We start from the raw sequence: 16,612 nt of genomic DNA, 5'->3' as shown, positions 1-16,612 counted from the left end.
ATCGCCAAAGGATCTACCGGCGCGCGGAGCGCCCTGCCAGGCACCCCGCACACGCGTACGGCCCCCGGCAGTGCCGTGCCGGGGGCCGATCAGCGTGTCAGAGGTGGGTGGATCAGCGCGCGTCGACGATCATCCCGGCGCCGACGGTGCCGTTGGTGGCCTCGTCGATCAGGATGAAGCCACCGGTCAGGCGGTTGCGGGCGTAGTCGTCCACGAACAACGGCTGGGTCGTCCGCAGCGACACCCGGCCGATCTCGTTCAGGCCGAGGGCCGTGGCCGACTCGTCCCGGTGCAGGGTGTTGACGTCGAGCCGGTAGTGCAGGTCCCGCACGAGGGCCCGGGCCGTACGGGTGGTGTGCTTGATGATCAGCTTGGAGCGCGGCTGGAGCTTCAGGCCGTCGGCCATCCAGCAGATCATCGCGTCGATCTCCTGGGCGGACTGCGGCTGGTTGTTCGGCCGGCAGATCATGTCGCCCCGGGAGATGTCGATGTCGTCACCCAGGCGCAGCGTGACCGACATCGGCGCGAACGCCTCCTCCACGGGGCCGTCGAAGGTGTCGATCGCGCTGATCGTGGTGGTCAGGCCGGAGGGCAGGTGCAGCACCTCGTCGCCCGGCTTGAGCACGCCGCCCGCGACCTGCCCGGCGTATCCGCGGTAGTCGTGCAGCTCCTGGCTGGTCGCGCTGTGCGGGCGGATGACGTACTGCACGGGGAAGCGCACGTCCACCAGGTTGCGGTCGGAGGCGATGTGCACGTTCTCCAGGTGGTGCAGCAGCGAGGAGCCCTCGTACCACGGCATGTTCTCCGAGCGGGAGACCACGTTGTCGCCGTGCAGCGCCGAGATCGGGATGAAGGTGAGGTCGCTCGCGTTCAGCTTGCTGGCGAACGCGGTGAACTCCTCGCGGATCTCCTCGAACCGGGCCTCGGAGTAGTCGACGAGGTCCATCTTGTTGACCGCCAGCACCAGGTGCGGCACCCGCAGCAGCGTGGTCAGGAAGGCGTGCCGCCGCGACTGCTCCAGCACGCCCTTGCGCGCGTCGATCAGGATGATCGCCAGGTCGGCGGTGGAGGCGCCGGTGACCATGTTCCGGGTGTACTGGATGTGCCCGGGGGTGTCGGCGATGATGAACTTCCGCTTGGGCGTGGCGAAGTAGCGGTAGGCGACGTCGATCGTGATGCCCTGCTCGCGCTCGGCCCGCAGGCCGTCGGTCAGCAGCGACAGGTCGGTGTACTCCGTGCCCCGGTCGCGAGAGGTGCGCTCGACCGCTTCGAGCTGGTCCTCGAAGATCGCCTTGGAGTCGAACAGCAGCCGCCCGATCAGCGTCGACTTGCCGTCGTCGACACTGCCCGCCGTCGCGAAACGAAGGATGTCCATCAGAAGTAGCCTTCCTTCTTGCGATCTTCCATGGCGGCCTCGGACGCCCGGTCGTCGGCGCGGGTCGCGCCGCGCTCGGTGATCCGGGTGGCGGCGATCTCGTCGATGATCTGCTCGATCGTGGTGGCGGTGGAGGCGACCGCGCCGGTGCAGGTCATGTCGCCGACCGTGCGGTAGCGGACGACGGCCTCGAACGTCGGCTCGTCGTCGCCCCGCTGGACCACCTCGGAGTCGGACAGCAGCATGCCGTCACGCTCGAAGACCGTCCGGCTGTGGGAGAAGTAGATCGACGGGATCTCGATGCCCTCACGCCGGATGTAGTGCCACACGTCCAGCTCGGTCCAGTTCGACAGAGGGAACACGCGGATGTGCTCACCCCTGCTGATCTTGGTGTTGTAGAGGTTCCACAGCTCGGGACGCTGGTTCTTCGGGTCCCACTGGCCGAACTCGTCGCGGAAGGAGAACACCCGCTCCTTGGCCCGGGCCTTCTCCTCGTCGCGCCGGGCCCCGCCGAAGACCGCGTCGAACTCGTGCTCCTCGATGGCGTCCAGCAGCGTCGTGGTCTGCAGGCGGTTGCGGGAGGCCCGCCGCCCGGTCTGCTCGACCACCCGCCCGGCGTCGATCGACGCCTGGACCGAGGCGACCACGAGACGCGCGCCCAGCTCGGCGACCCGCCGGTCGCGGAACTCGATGACCTCGGGGAAGTTGTGCCCGGTGTCGACGTGCATCAGGGGAAAGGGGATCGGCGCCGGCCAGAAGGCCTTCTCGGCGACCCGCAGCATGACGATCGAGTCCTTGCCGCCGGAGAAGAGCAGACACGGGCGCTCGAACTCGGCCGCGACCTCGCGCATGACGTGGATCGCCTCGGCCTCGAGCACGTCGAGCTGCGACGTGGTGTAGTCACGCTGAAGCATGGGGACTTCCTTCACGGAGTCTGGCGATGCAGGTCACGGATTCCGGCGAGCAACGTTGGCGCCAGATCCGGTAGGGAGACCAGGATATCGGGCAGCCAAGGGTCCCCCTGGTTGTAGGTCAGGGGTGAGCCGTCGATCCTGCTCGCGTGGGCCCCCGCCGCGACCGCAACCGCGACCGGCGCGGCCGAGTCCCACTCGTACTGGCCCCCGGCGTGCACGTACGCCTCGACCTCTCCGGTGAGGACCGCGGCGATCTTGGCACCGGCCGAGCCGATGGGGACGAGTTCCCCGCCGAGGCGGGCGGCCAGCTCACGGACGAACTCGGGCGGCCGGGTGCGGCTGACCGCGATGCGGAAGGGCTCACGCACCTTCTCCGGCAGCTCGGGCGGCGTCGCCGTCGTGAGCGTACGCCCCTGGGCGGGCAGGGCGACCGCACCGGCCGCGAGGGAACCGCGTTCCCACAGGGCCACGTGGACGGCCCAGTCGGCGCGCCCCTGCTCGGAGAACTCACGGGTGCCGTCGAGAGGGTCGACGATCCAGACGCGCTCGGCCGACAGCCGCCGGGGGTCCATCCGCTCCTCGCGGGTCGCCTCCTCCGACAGCACGGCGTCGTCCGGCCGCAGCCGCTTCAAGGCGTCCATGAGGAACTCGTGGGACGCGCGGTCCCCGGCATCCTTCAGCGCCCGGCCGTCCTCGAACCCGAGACGGGCGCGCAGCTCCAGGAGCCGCTCCCCCGCCTCCGTCGCCAGCTCGCCGGCGAGGGAATGGTCGTCCCGTATCGTCATTTCTCAGTACGCTCCCGCCCCGCGTGCGACCGCAGACCACGTCTTCCATAAGATCTGCAGATCCAGCATGAGAGACCAGTTCTCGACATAACGCAGGTCCAACCGTACCGATTCCTCCCAGGAGAGGTCGGATCGGCCGTTGACCTGCCAGAGCCCGGTCATCCCCGGCCTGACCACGAGCCTGCGGCGCACGTCGTCACCGTAGCGCGCGACCTCCTCGGGCAGCGGCGGGCGCGGCCCGACGAGCGACATGTCGCCCCGCAGCACGTTGATGAGCTGCGGCAGCTCGTCGAGCGAGTAACGCCGCAGCGCGGCGCCGAGCGGGGTCACCCGCGGATCCCTGCGCACCTTGAACAGCACGCCGTCCGCGTCGCTGACCAGCTCGACCTTGCGGGCCTCCGCGTCCCGCCGCATCGTGCGGAACTTCAGGATCGTGAACTCCACGCCGTCCCTGCCGACCCGCCGCTGGCGGAACAGGGCGGGCCCCGGGCTGGTCGCCCGCACGGCCACGGCGACGGCGGCCAGCAGCGGGGCGAGCACGACCAGCGCCGCCGCGGCGACCATCCGGTCGAACACGTCCTTGACCAGCCGGCGTCCTCCCGCCAGCTCGGGATGCTCGACGTGCAGCAGCGGGAGCCCGGCGACGGGCCGGATCGCGATCCGCGGGCCGGCCACCTCCATCAGGGCGGGCGCCACCACGAGGTCGGTGCGCGTCCGCTCCAGCCGCCAGGCCAGCCTGCGCAGCGCCGTGCCGTCCAGCTCGGGGCAGGCGAGCACGGCCACCGTGTCCGCCCGGACCTGCTCGACCACCAGCGGGACGTCGGTGAAGTCGCCGAGCACCGGCACGTCCGCGACCCGGCCGGCGGCGTGGGTGGGCACGCAGGCGGCCACGACCTCCATCCCGTGGTAGCGCTCACCGCGGAAGGTGCCGACCAGCTCGGCGATCGCCGCCCGATGGCCCACCGCCACCACCCTGCGCATGCAGCCCTCACCCCTGGCCCGCCTGCGGTGCAGCCGCCGCCGCAGGCCGTACCTGGCTCCGAGGGTGAGCACGGTGGCGAGCGGCAGCGCGATCAGCACGTAGCCGCGGGCGATCTCGGTCTTCGACGCGTACGCCGCGATCGCGACACCGGCGATCAGCGTGAAGCCGCCCCGCGCGACCCGGCGGAACTCCTCGGCCCCCACGCCGATCAGGCGAGGTTCGTACGCCCGGCTCAGGACCAGGATCGCCGCCCAGACGACGGGCAGCGCGGCGCTCGCCATCACATAGGGCATCACGTACGGAGTAACCTCGCCGAACCGGATCACCACGGCGGTGACCCCCGCGAGAAGGGCGCCCACGATGTCGCAGACGGCCGCGGTGAGCCGATATCTGACGGCCCACGCGGGCGGCCGCGGTATCGGATGGGCGGGCGAGTCCCGGGACGTGCCGACGGCGACCGAGGACGTGTCGCCGTCCAGCACCGTCGCCCCCTGTGATCATTCGACTACCGATCGTGCTGGAATGCTAGCCGCCCCGTCCCGGCGTCTCAGGGAGATTCGTTGAAAGCCGAAACATACATATCGGTTGATGTCGAGGCGGACGGCCCGATTCCGGGGCCGTACTCGATGGTCAGCTTGGGCATGACCGTGGCCGGCCGGATGACCGGGCGGCGGTTCAAGCGGACCGACCCGGAGTCCCTGACGTTCTACGCGGAGTTACGGCCGATCAGCGACGACTACGTGCCGGAGGCGCTGGCGGTGAGCGGCCTCGACCGGGCGACGCTGCTGCGTGAGGGACGCGACCCGGCCGAGGCGATGACGGCTGCGGCGGCCTGGGTGAGCGAGGTGTGCGGCGGCGACCTGCCGGTGCTCGCGGCCTTCCCGCTGTCGTACGACTGGATGTGGATGTACTGGTACTTCCTCCGCTTCACCGGGCAGTCGCCCTTCGGCCACTCCCGGTGCATCGACATCAAGACGCTGTACGCCGCCAAGGCCGTGGTGCCGGTGGCCTGGGCGACCAAGCGCCAGATGCCGCGCGAGGTGCGATCGCGGCGCCCGCACACCCACAACGCGCTCGACGACGCCATCGAGCAGGCGGAACTGCTGCAGAACCTCATGCTGTGGCCGGGCGCCGCCCGCGAGCGCGACGCGAGCGACGTCAGCGGGGCGGCTTCGCCGGATTGAGGTCCGCGGCGTGGAAGCGGTTCTGCGTGGCCTCCAGACCGCCGGTCATCAGCGACTCCACCATGTCGGCCGCCCGGTCCACGAGGAACGGCAGGTCCTTGCGCTCGGCCGTGGCGAAGTCGCGCAGCACGAACGTCGCCGGGTCCATGCGGCCCGGCGGGCGGCCGATGCCGAACCTGATCCGCGGGTAGTCACGCGTGCCGAGCGCCTTCGTGATCGACTTCAGGCCGTTGTGGCCGTTGTCCCCGCCGCCGGTCTTCGCGCGCAGCGCGCCGTAGGGGATGTCCAGCTCGTCGTGGATCACGATCACCCGGTCGGGGGTGACCTTGTAGAAGTCGGCCAGCGCCTTCACCGGGCCGCCCGACAGGTTCATGAACGACAGCGGCTTGGCCAGCACGACCGGGAGCGCGACCAGGCGGCCCTCGACCACCTCGGCCCGCGACCTGTGCGCCTTGAACCGCCCGCCCACCCGGGCCGCCAGCTCGTCGAGCACCATGAAGCCCGCGTTGTGCCGGTTCCCGGCGTACTCAGGCCCGGGGTTGCCCAGGCCCACCACCAGCCACCGCTGCGCGGACGCGTCCGACATCGCTGTCTCCTCCGCTGTTGTCCACATGGAAGAGTCCTCCACAGGACACCCTGTGGAGGACTCTCTCACGAACGGGGTCCTACTCGGCGGCCTCGGCGCTCTCGCCCTCAGCGGCCTCGCCCTCTTCGGGCAGCTGGGCGACCGGGGCGCCGATCACCTGCAGCACCAGGGCCTCGGGGTCGCCGGCCAGCGTGGTGCCGCTCGGCAGGTTCAGGTCGCTCGCGTGCACCGCGAAGCCGGCGTCCTTGCCGTCCACGTCGACCTCGACGCCGGTCGGGATGTGGGTCGCCTCGGTCTCGACCGAGATCGTCACGAGCTGCTGCTCGACGATGGCGCTGCCGACCGGGTCGCCGGTGACGGTGACCGGGATCTCGACGACGACCTTCTCGCCGCGCTTGACCAGCAGCAGGTCGACGTGCTCGATGAAACCCTTGATCGGGTCGCGCTGGACGCCCTTGGGCAGCGCGATCTCGTCCACGCCCTCGCCCTGCAGGCGGATGAGCACATTCGGCGTGCGCAGCGCGAGCAGCAGCTCGTGGCCGGGGAGGGTCAGGTGCTTGGTCTCGGTGCCGTGGCCGTACAGGACGGCGGGGACCTTGTTCGTCCGGCGGATCTTGCGGGCGGCGCCCTTGCCGAACTCGTTGCGAAGCTCGGTGGCGATACGTACTTCGGACACGGCACATCTCCTAGGGATGACTCGACCGGCGGATTGCGCGCTCCCCCTCACCCGCCCTAGCGGAAGGCGTTACGAGCGCAACCCCACCACTCTACCGTCTTGCCCGCAGTCCCCTGGTGGCCGTTACACTGACCGCATGATTCGTGCGGCGTGTCAGGGCTGGTGGCGCTCCACATAGGAGCGGCCATCTCACACGCGTACGCACCGGGCCGTTCGGATGGACGGCCCTTTTTCGTGCTCCCTGGACGAGGGGTCGCCGTCGGAACGGCGGACCACCTGCCAAGGGAGAGACCACATGAGCACGACCCTCGACACCACTCCGTCCGACGACCTCGGCGTGCCGGCCGCGCGACGGCGCAGCGCCGAGCTGGAGAGATCGATCCGGGAGCGGCCAGGCCGCTTCCGCGCGCTGACCGGGGACCGCCCGACCGGCCGGCTGCACCTGGGGCACTATTTCGGCACCCTCCACAACCGCGTCCGCCTCCAGAACCTGGGCGTGGACATGATGGTGCTCGTCGCGGACTACCAGGTCCTGACCGATCGCGACGTCGCCGACCGGCTCGCGGACCACGTGGAGGACCTGGTGCTCGACTACATGGCGGCCGGCATCGACCCGGATCGGGCCACGATCTTCACGCACAGCGCGATACCCGCGCTCAACCAGCTGCTCCTGCCGTTCCTCAGCCTGGTCTCGGTCGCGGAGCTGGGCCGCAACCCCACCGTCAAGGACGAGATCGCCCACTCGCGCCAGTCGGCGGTCAGCGGGCTGATGTTCACCTATCCGGTCCACCAGGCGGCCGACATCCTGTTCTGCAAGGCCGGCCTCGTCCCGGTCGGGCAGGACCAGCTGCCCCACCTGGAGGTCGCGCGCACCGTCGCGCGCCGCTTCAACAGCCGCTACGGCACCGCGTCGAACCCCGTGTTCCCCGAGCCCGAGGCCCTGCTGTCCGCGGCCCCGCTGCTGCTCGGCACCGACGGCGCCAAGATGAGCAAGAGCCGGGGCAACGCCATCGCCCTCGCCGCGACCGCCGACGAGACCGCCAGACTGATCCGCGGCGCGAAGACCGACGCGGACCGCCACATCACGTACGACCCGGTGGCCCGGCCCGAGGTCAGCAGCCTGGTCCTCCTGGCCGCGCTGTGCCTCGACCGGGACCCGCACGACGTGGCCGCCGAGATCGGCGGCCGTGGGGCCGCCGCGCTGAAGGCCGCCGTCACCGACGCCGTCAACGACCACTTCGCGCCCATCCGGGCGCGGCGCGCCGAGCTGGCCCGGGACCGCGCCCACATCCGCCGGGTGCTCCGGGACGGCAACGAACGCGCCGGCGCGATCGCCGACGCCACGCTCAGGGAGGTGCGGGCGGCGATGAACTCTCTCTACTGACTACAGAAGCAAAGGGCCCCCGGACGGCCGTCCGACCAGACCGGGGGCCAGAAAAGTCAGCTGTCGCCTTCGAAGAGGCTGGTGACGGAGCCGTCGGTGAAGACCTCGGTGATGGCCCGGGCGATCAGCGGGGCGATCGACAGGACCGTGAGGCTGTCGAACCTCTTCTCCTCCGGGATGGGCAGCGTGTTGGTCACGACCACCTCGGAGATGCGGGAGTTCTTCAGCCGGTCCACAGCCGGGTCGGAGAAGATGGCGTGCGTGGCGGCCACGACGACGTCGGTCGCGCCGTGCTCGTACAGCGCGTCGGCCGCCTTGCAGATCGAGCCGCCCGTGTCGATCATGTCGTCGATCAGCACGCAGGTCCTGCCGCGCACCTTGCCGACCACCTCGTGCACCTTCACCTGGTTGGCCACGTCGAGGTCGCGCCGCTTGTGGATGAACGCCACCGGCGTGCCCAGGCTGTCGGACCAGCGCTCGGCCAGCCGTACGCGGCCGGTGTCGGGGGAGACGATCGTGGTGGTCGCCGGGTCGAGCTTGCCGCGCAGGTAGTTGATCAATACCGGCAGAGCGAACAGGTGGTCCACCGGACCGTCGAAGAAGCCCTGGATCTGCGAGGTGTGCAGGTCGATGGACATCATCCGGTCGGCACCCGCCTGCTTGAACAGGTCGGCCATCAGCCTGGCGGTGATCGGCTCACGGCCGCGGCCCTTCTTGTCCTGCCGGCTGTAGCCATAGAACGGCATGATCACAGTGACCCGTTTGGCGGAGGCCCGCTTGAGGGCGTCCACCATGATCAACTGTTCCATAATCCACTGGTTGATCGGCGCGGTGTGGCTCTGCATGACGAAGGCGTCGCAGCCGCGCACGGACTCGAGGTATCGCACGTAGATCTCGCCGTTGGCGAAGTCACGCAGCGCCGTCGGCGTGATCTCGACGCCAAGGGCGTTCGCGACCTCGTCGGCCAGTTCGGGGTGGGACCGGCCGGAGAAGAACATGAGGTTCCGCTCACCGGTCGTCTTCTTGCCGCTCATGCCGCGCTCCTCGCGTGTCGAGCCTGTTCGCCGTACCGGGCTTGGTGAGGCCGGGCCGGCCATAACGCCGTTCCCTCGCTTCGCCCGGAGCCCGCAAACTCCTTCGCCCGGTCGATGTGGTCGGTCACGGTGTCCTCCTGGCCTGGCCCGTGGGCGCTACGCGGTCAGAGGACCGCGCCTCGTACTCTTTCCTGTCCCCGTACGGCCCGCGGGGAGGCGGGCCGCAGGTGGTCCTAATCGCCGGCGGGGGCTCCGCCGTTCGCCGCGGCCTCGTCGCGGGCTTCGATCGCCCGCCGGGCCGCCTCCGCCGACCGGGTGCCGGCGCGGCGGCGCGTCACCCAGCCCTCGACGTTGCGCTGTTTGCCGCGGGCGACCGCCATCGCCCCGGGCGGCACGTCGGACGTGATCACGGATCCGGCGGCCGTGTACGCTCCGTCCCCGATCGTGACCGGGGCGACGAGCATGTTGTCGCTGCCCACGCGCACGTGGTCGCCCACGACGGTGTGGTGCTTGGAGACGCCGTCGTAGTTGACGAAGACGCAGGCGGCACCGATGTTCGAGCCGACCCCGATCGTCGCGTCGCCGACGTATGTCAGGTGCGGGACCTTGGAGCCCTCGCCGATCCGCGCGTTCTTGGTCTCGACGTACGCGCCGATCTTGCCCTTGGGGCCGAGCACGGTGCCGGGGCGCAGGTAGGCGAAGGGGCCCACGCTGGCGCCGGGACCGATCTCCGCGCCGTCGGCGACGGTGTTGCGCACGACGGCCTCCTCGCCGACGACCGTGTCGGTCAGCGTGCTGCCCGGCCCGACCTCGGCTCCCGCCTCGATCCTGGTGGCGCCCTTGAGCTGGGTGCCGGGGTGGATCACGGCATCGGGCTCCATCTCGACCCCGGCGTCGACCCACGTGCTGGCCGGGTCGACGACGGTCACCCCGGCGCGCATGTGCGCCTGCAGGATGCGGTCGTTGAGCACGCGCCGGACGAAGGCGAGCTGGACGCGGTCGTTGACGCCCTCGACCTCTGCGTGGTCGGCGGCCACGTGCGCGCCCACCCGGTGACCGTCCTCGCGGAGGATGGCCAGCACGTCGGTCAGGTACTCCTCGCCCTGGGCGTTGGCGGCGCCGATCCGCTTCAGGCCGCCGGCCAGCAGCGCGCCGTCGAAGGCGTAGACGCCGGAGTTCATCTCGGCGATCGCGCGCTGCTCTGGGGTCGCGTCCTTCTCCTCGACGATCTCCAGCACCGCGCCGTCCTCGTCGCGCACGATCCGGCCGTAGCCGGTCGGGTCGGGGACGACGGCGGTCAGCACCGTGACGGCGTTGCCGTCGGCGGCGTGCCGTTCGAGCAGGGCCGCCAGGGTCTCGGTGCGCAGCAGCGGCGTGTCGCCGTACGTCACCAGGACGGTGCCGTCGATCGCGCCCTCGGCTTCGAGCACGGTGCGCACGGCGTGGCCGGTGCCGTTCTGCTTGTCCTGGACGACCGGCCGGGCGTCCGCGGCGGTCGTCGCCAGGTGGGCGCCGACCTGCTCACGCGCGTGCCCGATGACCACGATCAGCCGCTCGGGGGCGAGGCCGCGTGCGGCGGCGAGCATATGGTCGACGAGCGCTCGGCCGCAGACCTCGTGGAGGACTTTGGGGGTTTTCGATTTCATCCGGGTGCCCTCGCCGGCGGCGAGGACGATCACGGCTGCCGGGCGCGGCACACTCACGGACTGAGGCTCCCTCGGCGTCGCGGCTTACTACACGGATCGTGCTGTACGGATCGGGTGCGGCTGCCCACGCGTCCAGTACCCAGGAACCGCACGGTCACCCGCTCGACAAGGTGAGCTTACCTGCCGTACCCCGGGAGGGAACCAGCCCCCCTGGGGCTGGAACGGCCGAATAAAGGGGCTCCCGGGGGAGGATTCGAACCTCCGTTGACAGAACCAAAATCTGTAGTCTTGCCCCTAGACGACCCGGGAAGGGCGCAAAGTGCCGCTTTGTCGGATTCCGCAGCCGCCGGAATCCGCACTCAGGATACAGAGCCCACCCCCTGACGCGCGCCCCCAAAATCAGCGCATCGTCCGCCCCACCTCGGCGCCGCTCACCGGCCGGCCCCGCGTGCCGGAGCCGCCGGCCCGGTCCTGGGCCTGGTACTGGCCGAGGCGGGCGAGCTCGGCATGGGTGGGCCCCTCGAACTCGACCGGGTCGCCGGTCGGGAACCCGAGCGCGCCGTTGACGTGCACGCCGACGTTCTGGGGCGCGGCGCGGCCGAGCGCCGGCCAGATGACAGCGCCGCTGTCGCCGCCCTGTGCGCCGTGTCGCCGGTAGCCGAGCCCTCCTGCACCGTGTCGGCGACCTGCGGTCGGTCACGGTTCCTCTGACGGGCCCGGCCTCAGCCGTGGACCCGGCCGTGCTCACCGCGGTCGCGGCGGCCGTCCGCTATCGGGAGAGTCTGCGGTTCGACTACCGCTCCCACGACGGCACCGAGGACCGCCGCACCGCCGAGCCGTACCGGCTGGTGAACTCGGGCCGCCGCTGGTACCTGGTGGCGTGGGACACCGGCCGGGGCGACTGGCGCACGTTCCGCGTCGACCGGCTGCGCCTGCACACCCCGAACGGGCCACGCTTCACGCCGCGCGAGCCGCCCGGCGTCGACCTCGTCCGCTACATCTCCGAGCGGATCTCCGTCGGCCCCTACCGCTACCGCGGCCGGTTCACGGTGCACGCGCCGGCCCACGTCATCGCCGACCGGATGCCGCCGACGACGGCGGTGGTCGAGCCGGCCGACGACAGCAGGTGCGTCCTCAGCGCCGGGTCGAACTCTCTTGACGAGCCAGCCACATGGGTCGCGCAACTCGGCGTCCCGTTCGAGGTGCACGAACCGCCCGAACTCGTCGCGCACATCCGCGCGCTCGGCGCCCGTCTCGTCGACGCGGCCCGGCATCACCCGCCCGCCTGACAAGCCTGCGTATGGCTGGGAATACGGCGAATCCGGATGTTACCGAGAGGGCATTGCGGGCAGGTCGCCGTCGACGCCGCGGCGTCTGCGGCGCGGCCCCGGAAGCGAGCATGAGGCATTACCAGATGGCCGACCGTTGGTGCAAGGCATGGATTCGCCACCAGATGTGGCCCGGAGCGTCACCTTCCACACATTCGCTCTTAGGTATTCCTAACTTACGATGGCGTAGGTTACGGTTCCGTAGCCAGACATTCTTCCCCATCTCGTGAGGTAGCCCATGACCGTCCTGACCGAACGTCCCTCACCACAGCCGAAGCCGGAGTTCGAGCCGGAAGGCAAGAGCAAAGCCGATCTGGTCGTCTTCGCGCTCGTCGTCGGCCTTCCGATCCTCGCGGTCATCGCCGTAGTGCCGTTCGCCTGGGGATGGGGCCTGGGCTGGACGGACGTCGCGATCGCCGCCGTGTTCTACGCCGTGTCCGGCTTGGGGGTCACGGTCGGGTTCCACCGCTATTTCACCCACGGCTCGTTCAAGGCCAACCGGCCTCTGAAGATCGCCCTCGGGATCGCCGGCAGCCTCTCGCTGGAGATGTCGGTGCTGGACTGGGTCGCCGCCCACCGCAAGCACCACAAGTTCTCCGACAAGGAGGGCGACCCGCACTCGCCGTGGCGGTTCGGGCCCGGCTTCAAGTCCATGTGCAAGGGCCTGCTGTACGCGCACGTGGGCTGGCTCTTCGAGGTCGAGCGCGTCAACCGCGCCAAGTACGCCCCGGACCTGCTGAAGGACCCGGACATCATGAAGCTGCACCGGTGGTTCCCGACGATGGCGATCACCTCCCTGCTGCTCCCGCCGGTCCTGGGCGGCCTCATCACCTGGTCGTGGCAGGGCGCGCTGACCGCCTTCTTCTGGGGCACGCTGATGCGGATCGGGCTGCTGCACCACGTGACCTGGTCGATCAACTCCATCTGCCACGTGTTCGGCGAGGAGGTGTTCGAGTCGCGCGACAAGTCCCGCAACGTCTGGTGGCTGGCCATCCCGTCGTTCGGGGAGTCGTGGCACAACCTGCACCACTCCGACCCCACCTGCGCCCGGCACGGCGCGCTCAAGGGCCAGATCGACCTCAGCGCGGGCATGATCCGCTGGTTCGAGAAGGCCGGCTGGGCCTACGACGTGCGGTGGCCGACCCCGGAGCGGCTGGCGGCGAAGCGACTTGCCTGACGACTCAGTCAGCGCTGACGGCAGGGCCGCTCTACGGAACGCGGCGGCCCTGTCCCTCACACCGACGGCCCCCCTATCGGGGCCCTCTTCTCCGGCGGCGCCCGCCACATCCGCCCTTCCGGCACCCGCGGGCACCGGCACTCGTACGGCCCCCGCCTCCGCGGTGGCCGTACCGGCACGTCGGGCGGCTCCTCTCGAGGAGACGCGAACCGGCCCGAGCCGGGTCCGGGCCGCCGCACCCGCCAAGATGGAAACCGTGAGCGAGTCCTCCCGATCCCGAAGACGCATGACCGGCGCGGAACGGCGCGAGCAGCTGATCCAGGTCGGCCGTGCCCTGTTCGCGGACAAGGGCTTCGACGGCACCTCGGTCGAGGAGATCGCGGCCAGCGCCAAGGTGTCCAAGCCCGTGGTGTACGAGCACTTCGGCGGCAAGGAGGGCATCTACGCCGTCGTCATCGACCGGGAGATGCAGCGCCTGCTCAGCCTGGTCACCCAGGCCCTGTCGGCCTCACACGCCCGCATCAAGCTGGAGCGGGCCGCGCTCGCCCTCCTGCAGTACATCGAGGAGAGCAGCGAGGGCTTCCGCATCCTGGTCCGCGACTCCCACGCCGCCTCCGGCACGGGCACCTTCGCCAGCCTGATCAGCGACATCGCCAGCCAGGTGGAGGACGTGCTGGCGGACGAGTTCCAGGAGCGGGGCTACGACCCCAAGCTCGCGCCGATGTACGCCCAGATGCTCGTGGGAATGACCGCCCTCACCGGGCAGTGGTGGCTCGAGGTGCGCAAGCCGCGCCGCGAGGAGGTCGCCGCCCACCTGGTGAACCTGTCCTGGAACGGCCTGACCGGTCTCGATCCCAATCCCGCGCTCACCGCGGCGACGCGCGGCCTGGTCCTGTCCCCCGCCGCGGAGGCCCGTACGGCGAGACCCGCCGAGCGCGAGTCGAAGGAGCAGGAGAAGCTCCGCCGCGAGCAGGAGAAGACGCGCGAGCGCGAGCAGCGCGAACGCGCCAAGCAGCTCGAACGCCAGCAGCGCGAGCAGGAGAAGGCCAAGGAACGCGAGCAGCGCGAACGCGCCAAGGAACTCGAACGGCAGATGAAGGAGCAGGAGAAGCTCCGCCGCGAGCAGGAGAAGGCGCAGGAGCGCGAGCAGCGCGAACGCGCAAAGGAACTCGAACGCCAGCAGCGCGAGCGGGCCAAGGAACTCGAACGCCTGCAGCGCGAGCGGGTGAAGGGATTCGACCGGCAGCAGCACGGGGAGATCTGACGGTTCCGCCACGGCTCGTAACCGGTCCCCGGAATGCCGTGCGCGCTTCTCGGCGACGCCGCCGGAGGCGCGGCGAGCAGGGAGAACGCGGCCTAGGGCAGTCCGCCTGACGCTTTCGTTGCGGTGAAGTTAACGTTCCGTTCAACGAGTTGGGGCATATTTCGTTATATGTCCGCCCAAAGCTCCCCCGCATCTGAGCCGGAAGAGGCCGATCTCCCCGCGCACGCCCCGCTGCCCAACGATCGATTCCTCAACCGGGAGGAGAGCTGGCTCCAGTTCAACGAGCGCGTCCTGGAGCTGGCGGAGGACTCCTCGGTGCCGCTGCTCGAACGCGTCAGATTCCTTGCCATCTTCGCGAGCAACCTGGACGAGTTCTTCCGCGTACGGGTGGCCGGGCTCAAGCGGCGGATGGCGACCGGCCTGCTGCTGCGGACGACGGGCGGGCTGAAGCCGAGCGAGGCGCTGTCGCGGATCGCGACGGTCGCCGACGAGCTCGCGCGCAGGCACGCGGCGGTCTTCCACGACCGCATCTGCCCGGAGCTCGCCGAGGAGGGCATCGCGATCGTCCGCTGGGACGACCTCGCCAGGGACGAGCGGACGGCGCTGCGCAAGCTCTTCCGTGAGCGGATCCGGCCGGTCCTGACGCCGCTGGCCGTCGATCCCGCCCACCCGTTCCCGTACATCTCGGGTCTTTCGCTGAACCTGGCCGTGACGGTGCGGAACCCGGAGGACGGCCACACGGTGTTCGCGCGGGTGAAGGTCCCCTCGCAGCTCCCCCGGTTCGTGACGGCCTCGCCGAACCGGTTCGTCCCGCTGGAGGACGTGATCGCGGCCCACCTGGGCGAGCTGTTCAAGGGCATGCAGATCGTGCAGCACCACGTCTTCCGGGTGACCAGGAACGAGGACCTGGAGGTCGACGAGGACGTCACAGAGAACCTCATGAAGGCGCTGGAACGCGAGCTGCTGCGCCGCCGGTTCGGGCCGCCGGTGCGGCTGGAGGTCGAGGACACCATCAGCCCCAAGGTGCTGGAACTGCTGGTGGACGAGCTGGGCGTGTCCGACAACGAGATCTACCGCCTGCCCGGGCCGCTCGACTTAACGGGGCTGCACGCCATCGCCGACCTCGACCGCCCGGAGCTCCACTACCGGCCGTTCGTCCCGGCGGAGGCGATCAGCGCCGAGGACGACCTGTTCGCCACCCTGCGCGAGCGCGACATCCTCATCCACCACCCGTACGACTCGTTCGCGACGAGCGTGCAGCGGTTCGTGGAGGAGGCGGCGGCCGACCCGGACGTGCTGGCGATCAAGCAGACCCTCTACCGCACCAGCGGCGACTCGCCGATCGTGGACGCGCTGATCGACGCGGCCGAGGCGGGCAAGCAGGTCGTGGTCGTGGTGGAGATCAAGGCGAGGTTCGACGAGCACGCGAACATCTCCTGGGCGCGCAAGCTGGAGACGGCCGGGTGCCACGTCGTCTACGGCGTGCTCGGCCTCAAGACGCACTGCAAGCTGTCGATGGTGGTCCGCCAGGAGGCGGGCGGCGAGCTGCGGCGCTACTGCCACATCGGCACCGGCAACTACAACCCGAAGACGGCCCGGCAGTACGAGGACTTCGGCCTGCTCACCGCCGATCCGCAGGTGGGCGAGGACGTCACGGACCTGTTCATCCACCTGACCGGCTACTCCCACCAGTCGGAGTACCGCCGGCTGCTGGTCGCGCCCGACTCGCTGCGCCAGGGCCTGCTCGCCCGGATCGAGCAGGAGATCGCTCACCGCGGGGCGGGCCGCACGGCCCGGATCCGGATCAAGACCAACTCAATGGTGGACGAGCCGATCATCGACGCGCTGTATCGCGCGTCGCAGGCGGGTGTGCCGGTGGACGTGTGGGTGCGCGGCATCTGCACCCTCCGCCCGGGCGTGCCCGGCCTGTCGGAGAACATCCGCGTACGCAGCGTGCTCGGCCGCTTCCTCGAACACTCCCGGGTGTACGAGTTCGGCGGAGGGCGGCGGCCGGAGATCTGGATCGGCAGCGCCGACCTGATGCGCCGCAACCTGGACCGGCGGGTCGAGGCGCTGGTCAAGGTCACCAGCCCGCAGCAGCGCAGGTATCTGTCCGATCTGCTCGACCTGGCCTTCCGGGACACCACCACCGCCTGGACGCTGCACTCCGACGGCAAGTGGCTGCGCCACCGGGGCGAGGTCGATCTCCAGCACCACCTGATCGCCGGGAGGCGCTGGCGGACCGTGGACGACGTGACCGAGTGACGGCCGAGGGCA

15 protein-coding genes and 1 tRNA gene are annotated in these 16,612 nt (G+C 70.3%); 6 read left to right on the top strand and 10 right to left on the bottom strand.

Annotation, left to right across the window (positions count from 1 at the left end; genetic code table 11):
* Positions 1–112 precede the first annotated feature (112 nt).
* From cysN to ACQEVJ_RS04505, 4 genes are read right to left on the bottom strand one after another with little or no spacing between them, the layout of a single operon-like run.
* Entirely contained in the window at positions 113–1,375 is a 1,263-nt protein-coding gene (gene cysN / locus ACQEVJ_RS04520) for a sulfate adenylyltransferase subunit CysN (RefSeq protein ID WP_433097456.1), read from the bottom strand.
* Complete coding sequence (gene cysD / locus ACQEVJ_RS04515; protein WP_433097454.1) at positions 1,375–2,289, bottom strand: sulfate adenylyltransferase subunit CysD; 915 nt, start codon at positions 2,287–2,289, stop codon at positions 1,375–1,377. Before cysD ends, cysN begins: the two co-directional genes overlap by 1 nt.
* A gap of 11 nt (positions 2,290–2,300) precedes the next feature.
* On the bottom strand, positions 2,301–3,074 hold the full coding sequence (locus ACQEVJ_RS04510; RefSeq protein ID WP_433097452.1) for a 3'(2'),5'-bisphosphate nucleotidase CysQ: 774 nt from the start codon (positions 3,072–3,074) through the stop codon (positions 2,301–2,303).
* Between the two features lie 3 nt (positions 3,075–3,077).
* The gene (locus ACQEVJ_RS04505) at positions 3,078–4,538 is read right to left on the bottom strand and encodes a sugar transferase (protein WP_433097450.1); all 1,461 of its coding nucleotides are present in this window, start codon (positions 4,536–4,538) and stop codon (positions 3,078–3,080) included.
* A 78-nt stretch (positions 4,539–4,616) separates the two neighbouring features.
* On the opposite strand from ACQEVJ_RS04505, the gene ACQEVJ_RS04500 reads away from it, so the two are divergent.
* Positions 4,617–5,240 carry an exonuclease gene (locus ACQEVJ_RS04500; protein WP_433097448.1) on the top strand — a complete coding sequence of 208 codons (624 nt, stop codon included), beginning with the start codon at positions 4,617–4,619 and terminating at the stop codon, positions 5,238–5,240.
* Here the strand turns inward: ACQEVJ_RS04500 and pth are convergent.
* Both pth and ACQEVJ_RS04490 read right to left on the bottom strand, forming a co-directional pair.
* Positions 5,215–5,826, bottom strand: coding sequence for an aminoacyl-tRNA hydrolase (pth, locus tag ACQEVJ_RS04495; protein ID WP_433097446.1), 612 nt, complete (start codon positions 5,824–5,826; stop codon positions 5,215–5,217). The two genes, ACQEVJ_RS04500 and pth, sit on opposite strands and share 26 nt — an antisense overlap.
* Positions 5,827–5,905: 79 nt before the next feature.
* Positions 5,906–6,502: a 50S ribosomal protein L25/general stress protein Ctc gene (locus ACQEVJ_RS04490; protein WP_433097444.1), complete on the bottom strand. Its 597-nt coding sequence runs from the start codon at positions 6,500–6,502 to the stop codon at positions 5,906–5,908.
* Between the two features lie 295 nt (positions 6,503–6,797).
* On the opposite strand from ACQEVJ_RS04490, the gene trpS reads away from it, so the two are divergent.
* Complete coding sequence (gene trpS / locus ACQEVJ_RS04485) at positions 6,798–7,886, top strand: tryptophan--tRNA ligase (protein ID WP_433097442.1); 1,089 nt, start codon at positions 6,798–6,800, stop codon at positions 7,884–7,886.
* 56 nt (positions 7,887–7,942) lie between these two features.
* Here trpS and ACQEVJ_RS04480 read toward each other — a convergent pair whose 3' ends face one another.
* The 4 genes from ACQEVJ_RS04480 to ACQEVJ_RS04465 all read right to left on the bottom strand — a co-directional run bounded on the left by ACQEVJ_RS04480 (position 7,943) and on the right by ACQEVJ_RS04465 (position 11,139).
* Complete coding sequence (locus ACQEVJ_RS04480) at positions 7,943–8,920, bottom strand: ribose-phosphate diphosphokinase (RefSeq protein ID WP_433097440.1); 978 nt, start codon at positions 8,918–8,920, stop codon at positions 7,943–7,945.
* Between the two features lie 233 nt (positions 8,921–9,153).
* Positions 9,154–10,623, bottom strand: coding sequence for a bifunctional UDP-N-acetylglucosamine diphosphorylase/glucosamine-1-phosphate N-acetyltransferase GlmU (glmU, locus tag ACQEVJ_RS04475; RefSeq protein ID WP_433097438.1), 1,470 nt, complete (start codon positions 10,621–10,623; stop codon positions 9,154–9,156).
* A gap of 181 nt (positions 10,624–10,804) precedes the next feature.
* Positions 10,805–10,875: transfer RNA gene (locus ACQEVJ_RS04470), tRNA-Gln, on the bottom strand.
* Between the two features lie 90 nt (positions 10,876–10,965).
* Positions 10,966–11,139 (bottom strand): hypothetical protein, encoded by a 174-nt coding sequence (locus tag ACQEVJ_RS04465; RefSeq protein WP_433097436.1) that lies wholly within the window; start codon positions 11,137–11,139, stop codon positions 10,966–10,968.
* 167 nt (positions 11,140–11,306) lie between these two features.
* Here ACQEVJ_RS04465 and ACQEVJ_RS04460 point away from each other — a divergent pair, with 167 nt between their 5' ends.
* The 4 genes from ACQEVJ_RS04460 (at position 11,307) to ACQEVJ_RS04445 (ending at position 16,600) form a co-directional block, all read left to right on the top strand.
* On the top strand, positions 11,307–11,855 hold the full coding sequence (locus tag ACQEVJ_RS04460) for a helix-turn-helix transcriptional regulator (RefSeq protein WP_433097434.1): 549 nt from the start codon (positions 11,307–11,309) through the stop codon (positions 11,853–11,855).
* 277 nt (positions 11,856–12,132) lie between these two features.
* Positions 12,133–13,071 (top strand): acyl-CoA desaturase, encoded by a 939-nt coding sequence (locus tag ACQEVJ_RS04455; RefSeq protein WP_433097432.1) that lies wholly within the window; start codon positions 12,133–12,135, stop codon positions 13,069–13,071.
* A 286-nt stretch (positions 13,072–13,357) separates the two neighbouring features.
* Positions 13,358–14,335: a TetR family transcriptional regulator gene (locus ACQEVJ_RS04450; protein ID WP_433097430.1), complete on the top strand. Its 978-nt coding sequence runs from the start codon at positions 13,358–13,360 to the stop codon at positions 14,333–14,335.
* Positions 14,336–14,503: 168 nt separating this feature from the next.
* Positions 14,504–16,600, top strand: a complete 2,097-nt coding sequence (locus ACQEVJ_RS04445) for an RNA degradosome polyphosphate kinase (protein WP_433097428.1) — start codon at positions 14,504–14,506, stop codon at positions 16,598–16,600.
* Positions 16,601–16,612 lie beyond the last annotated feature (12 nt).

Source organism: Microbispora sp. CA-102843 (assembly GCF_050936215.1).
Lineage (GTDB): Bacteria > Actinomycetota > Actinomycetes > Streptosporangiales > Streptosporangiaceae > Microbispora.
This window is presented reverse-complemented; position numbering and strand designations above follow the sequence as displayed.

Bases quoted from the DNA above. Each gene is read 5' to 3' on its own strand.
- cysN (WP_433097456.1), bottom strand. From the start codon at position 1,375: ATGGACATCCTTCGTTTCGCGACGGCGGGCAGTGTCGACGACGGCAAG.
- cysD (WP_433097454.1), bottom strand. From the start codon at position 2,289: ATGCTTCAGCGTGACTACACCACGTCGCAGCTCGACGTGCTCGAGGCC.
- ACQEVJ_RS04510 (WP_433097452.1), bottom strand. From the start codon at position 3,074: ATGACGATACGGGACGACCATTCCCTCGCCGGCGAGCTGGCGACGGAG.
- pth (WP_433097446.1), bottom strand. From the start codon at position 5,826: ATGTCGGACGCGTCCGCGCAGCGGTGGCTGGTGGTGGGCCTGGGCAAC.
- trpS (WP_433097442.1), top strand. From the start codon at position 6,798: ATGAGCACGACCCTCGACACCACTCCGTCCGACGACCTCGGCGTGCCG.
- ACQEVJ_RS04480 (WP_433097440.1), bottom strand. From the start codon at position 8,920: ATGAGCGGCAAGAAGACGACCGGTGAGCGGAACCTCATGTTCTTCTCC.
- ACQEVJ_RS04455 (WP_433097432.1), top strand. From the start codon at position 12,133: ATGACCGTCCTGACCGAACGTCCCTCACCACAGCCGAAGCCGGAGTTC.
- ACQEVJ_RS04450 (WP_433097430.1), top strand. From the start codon at position 13,358: ATGACCGGCGCGGAACGGCGCGAGCAGCTGATCCAGGTCGGCCGTGCC.
- ACQEVJ_RS04445 (WP_433097428.1), top strand. From the start codon at position 14,504: ATGTCCGCCCAAAGCTCCCCCGCATCTGAGCCGGAAGAGGCCGATCTC.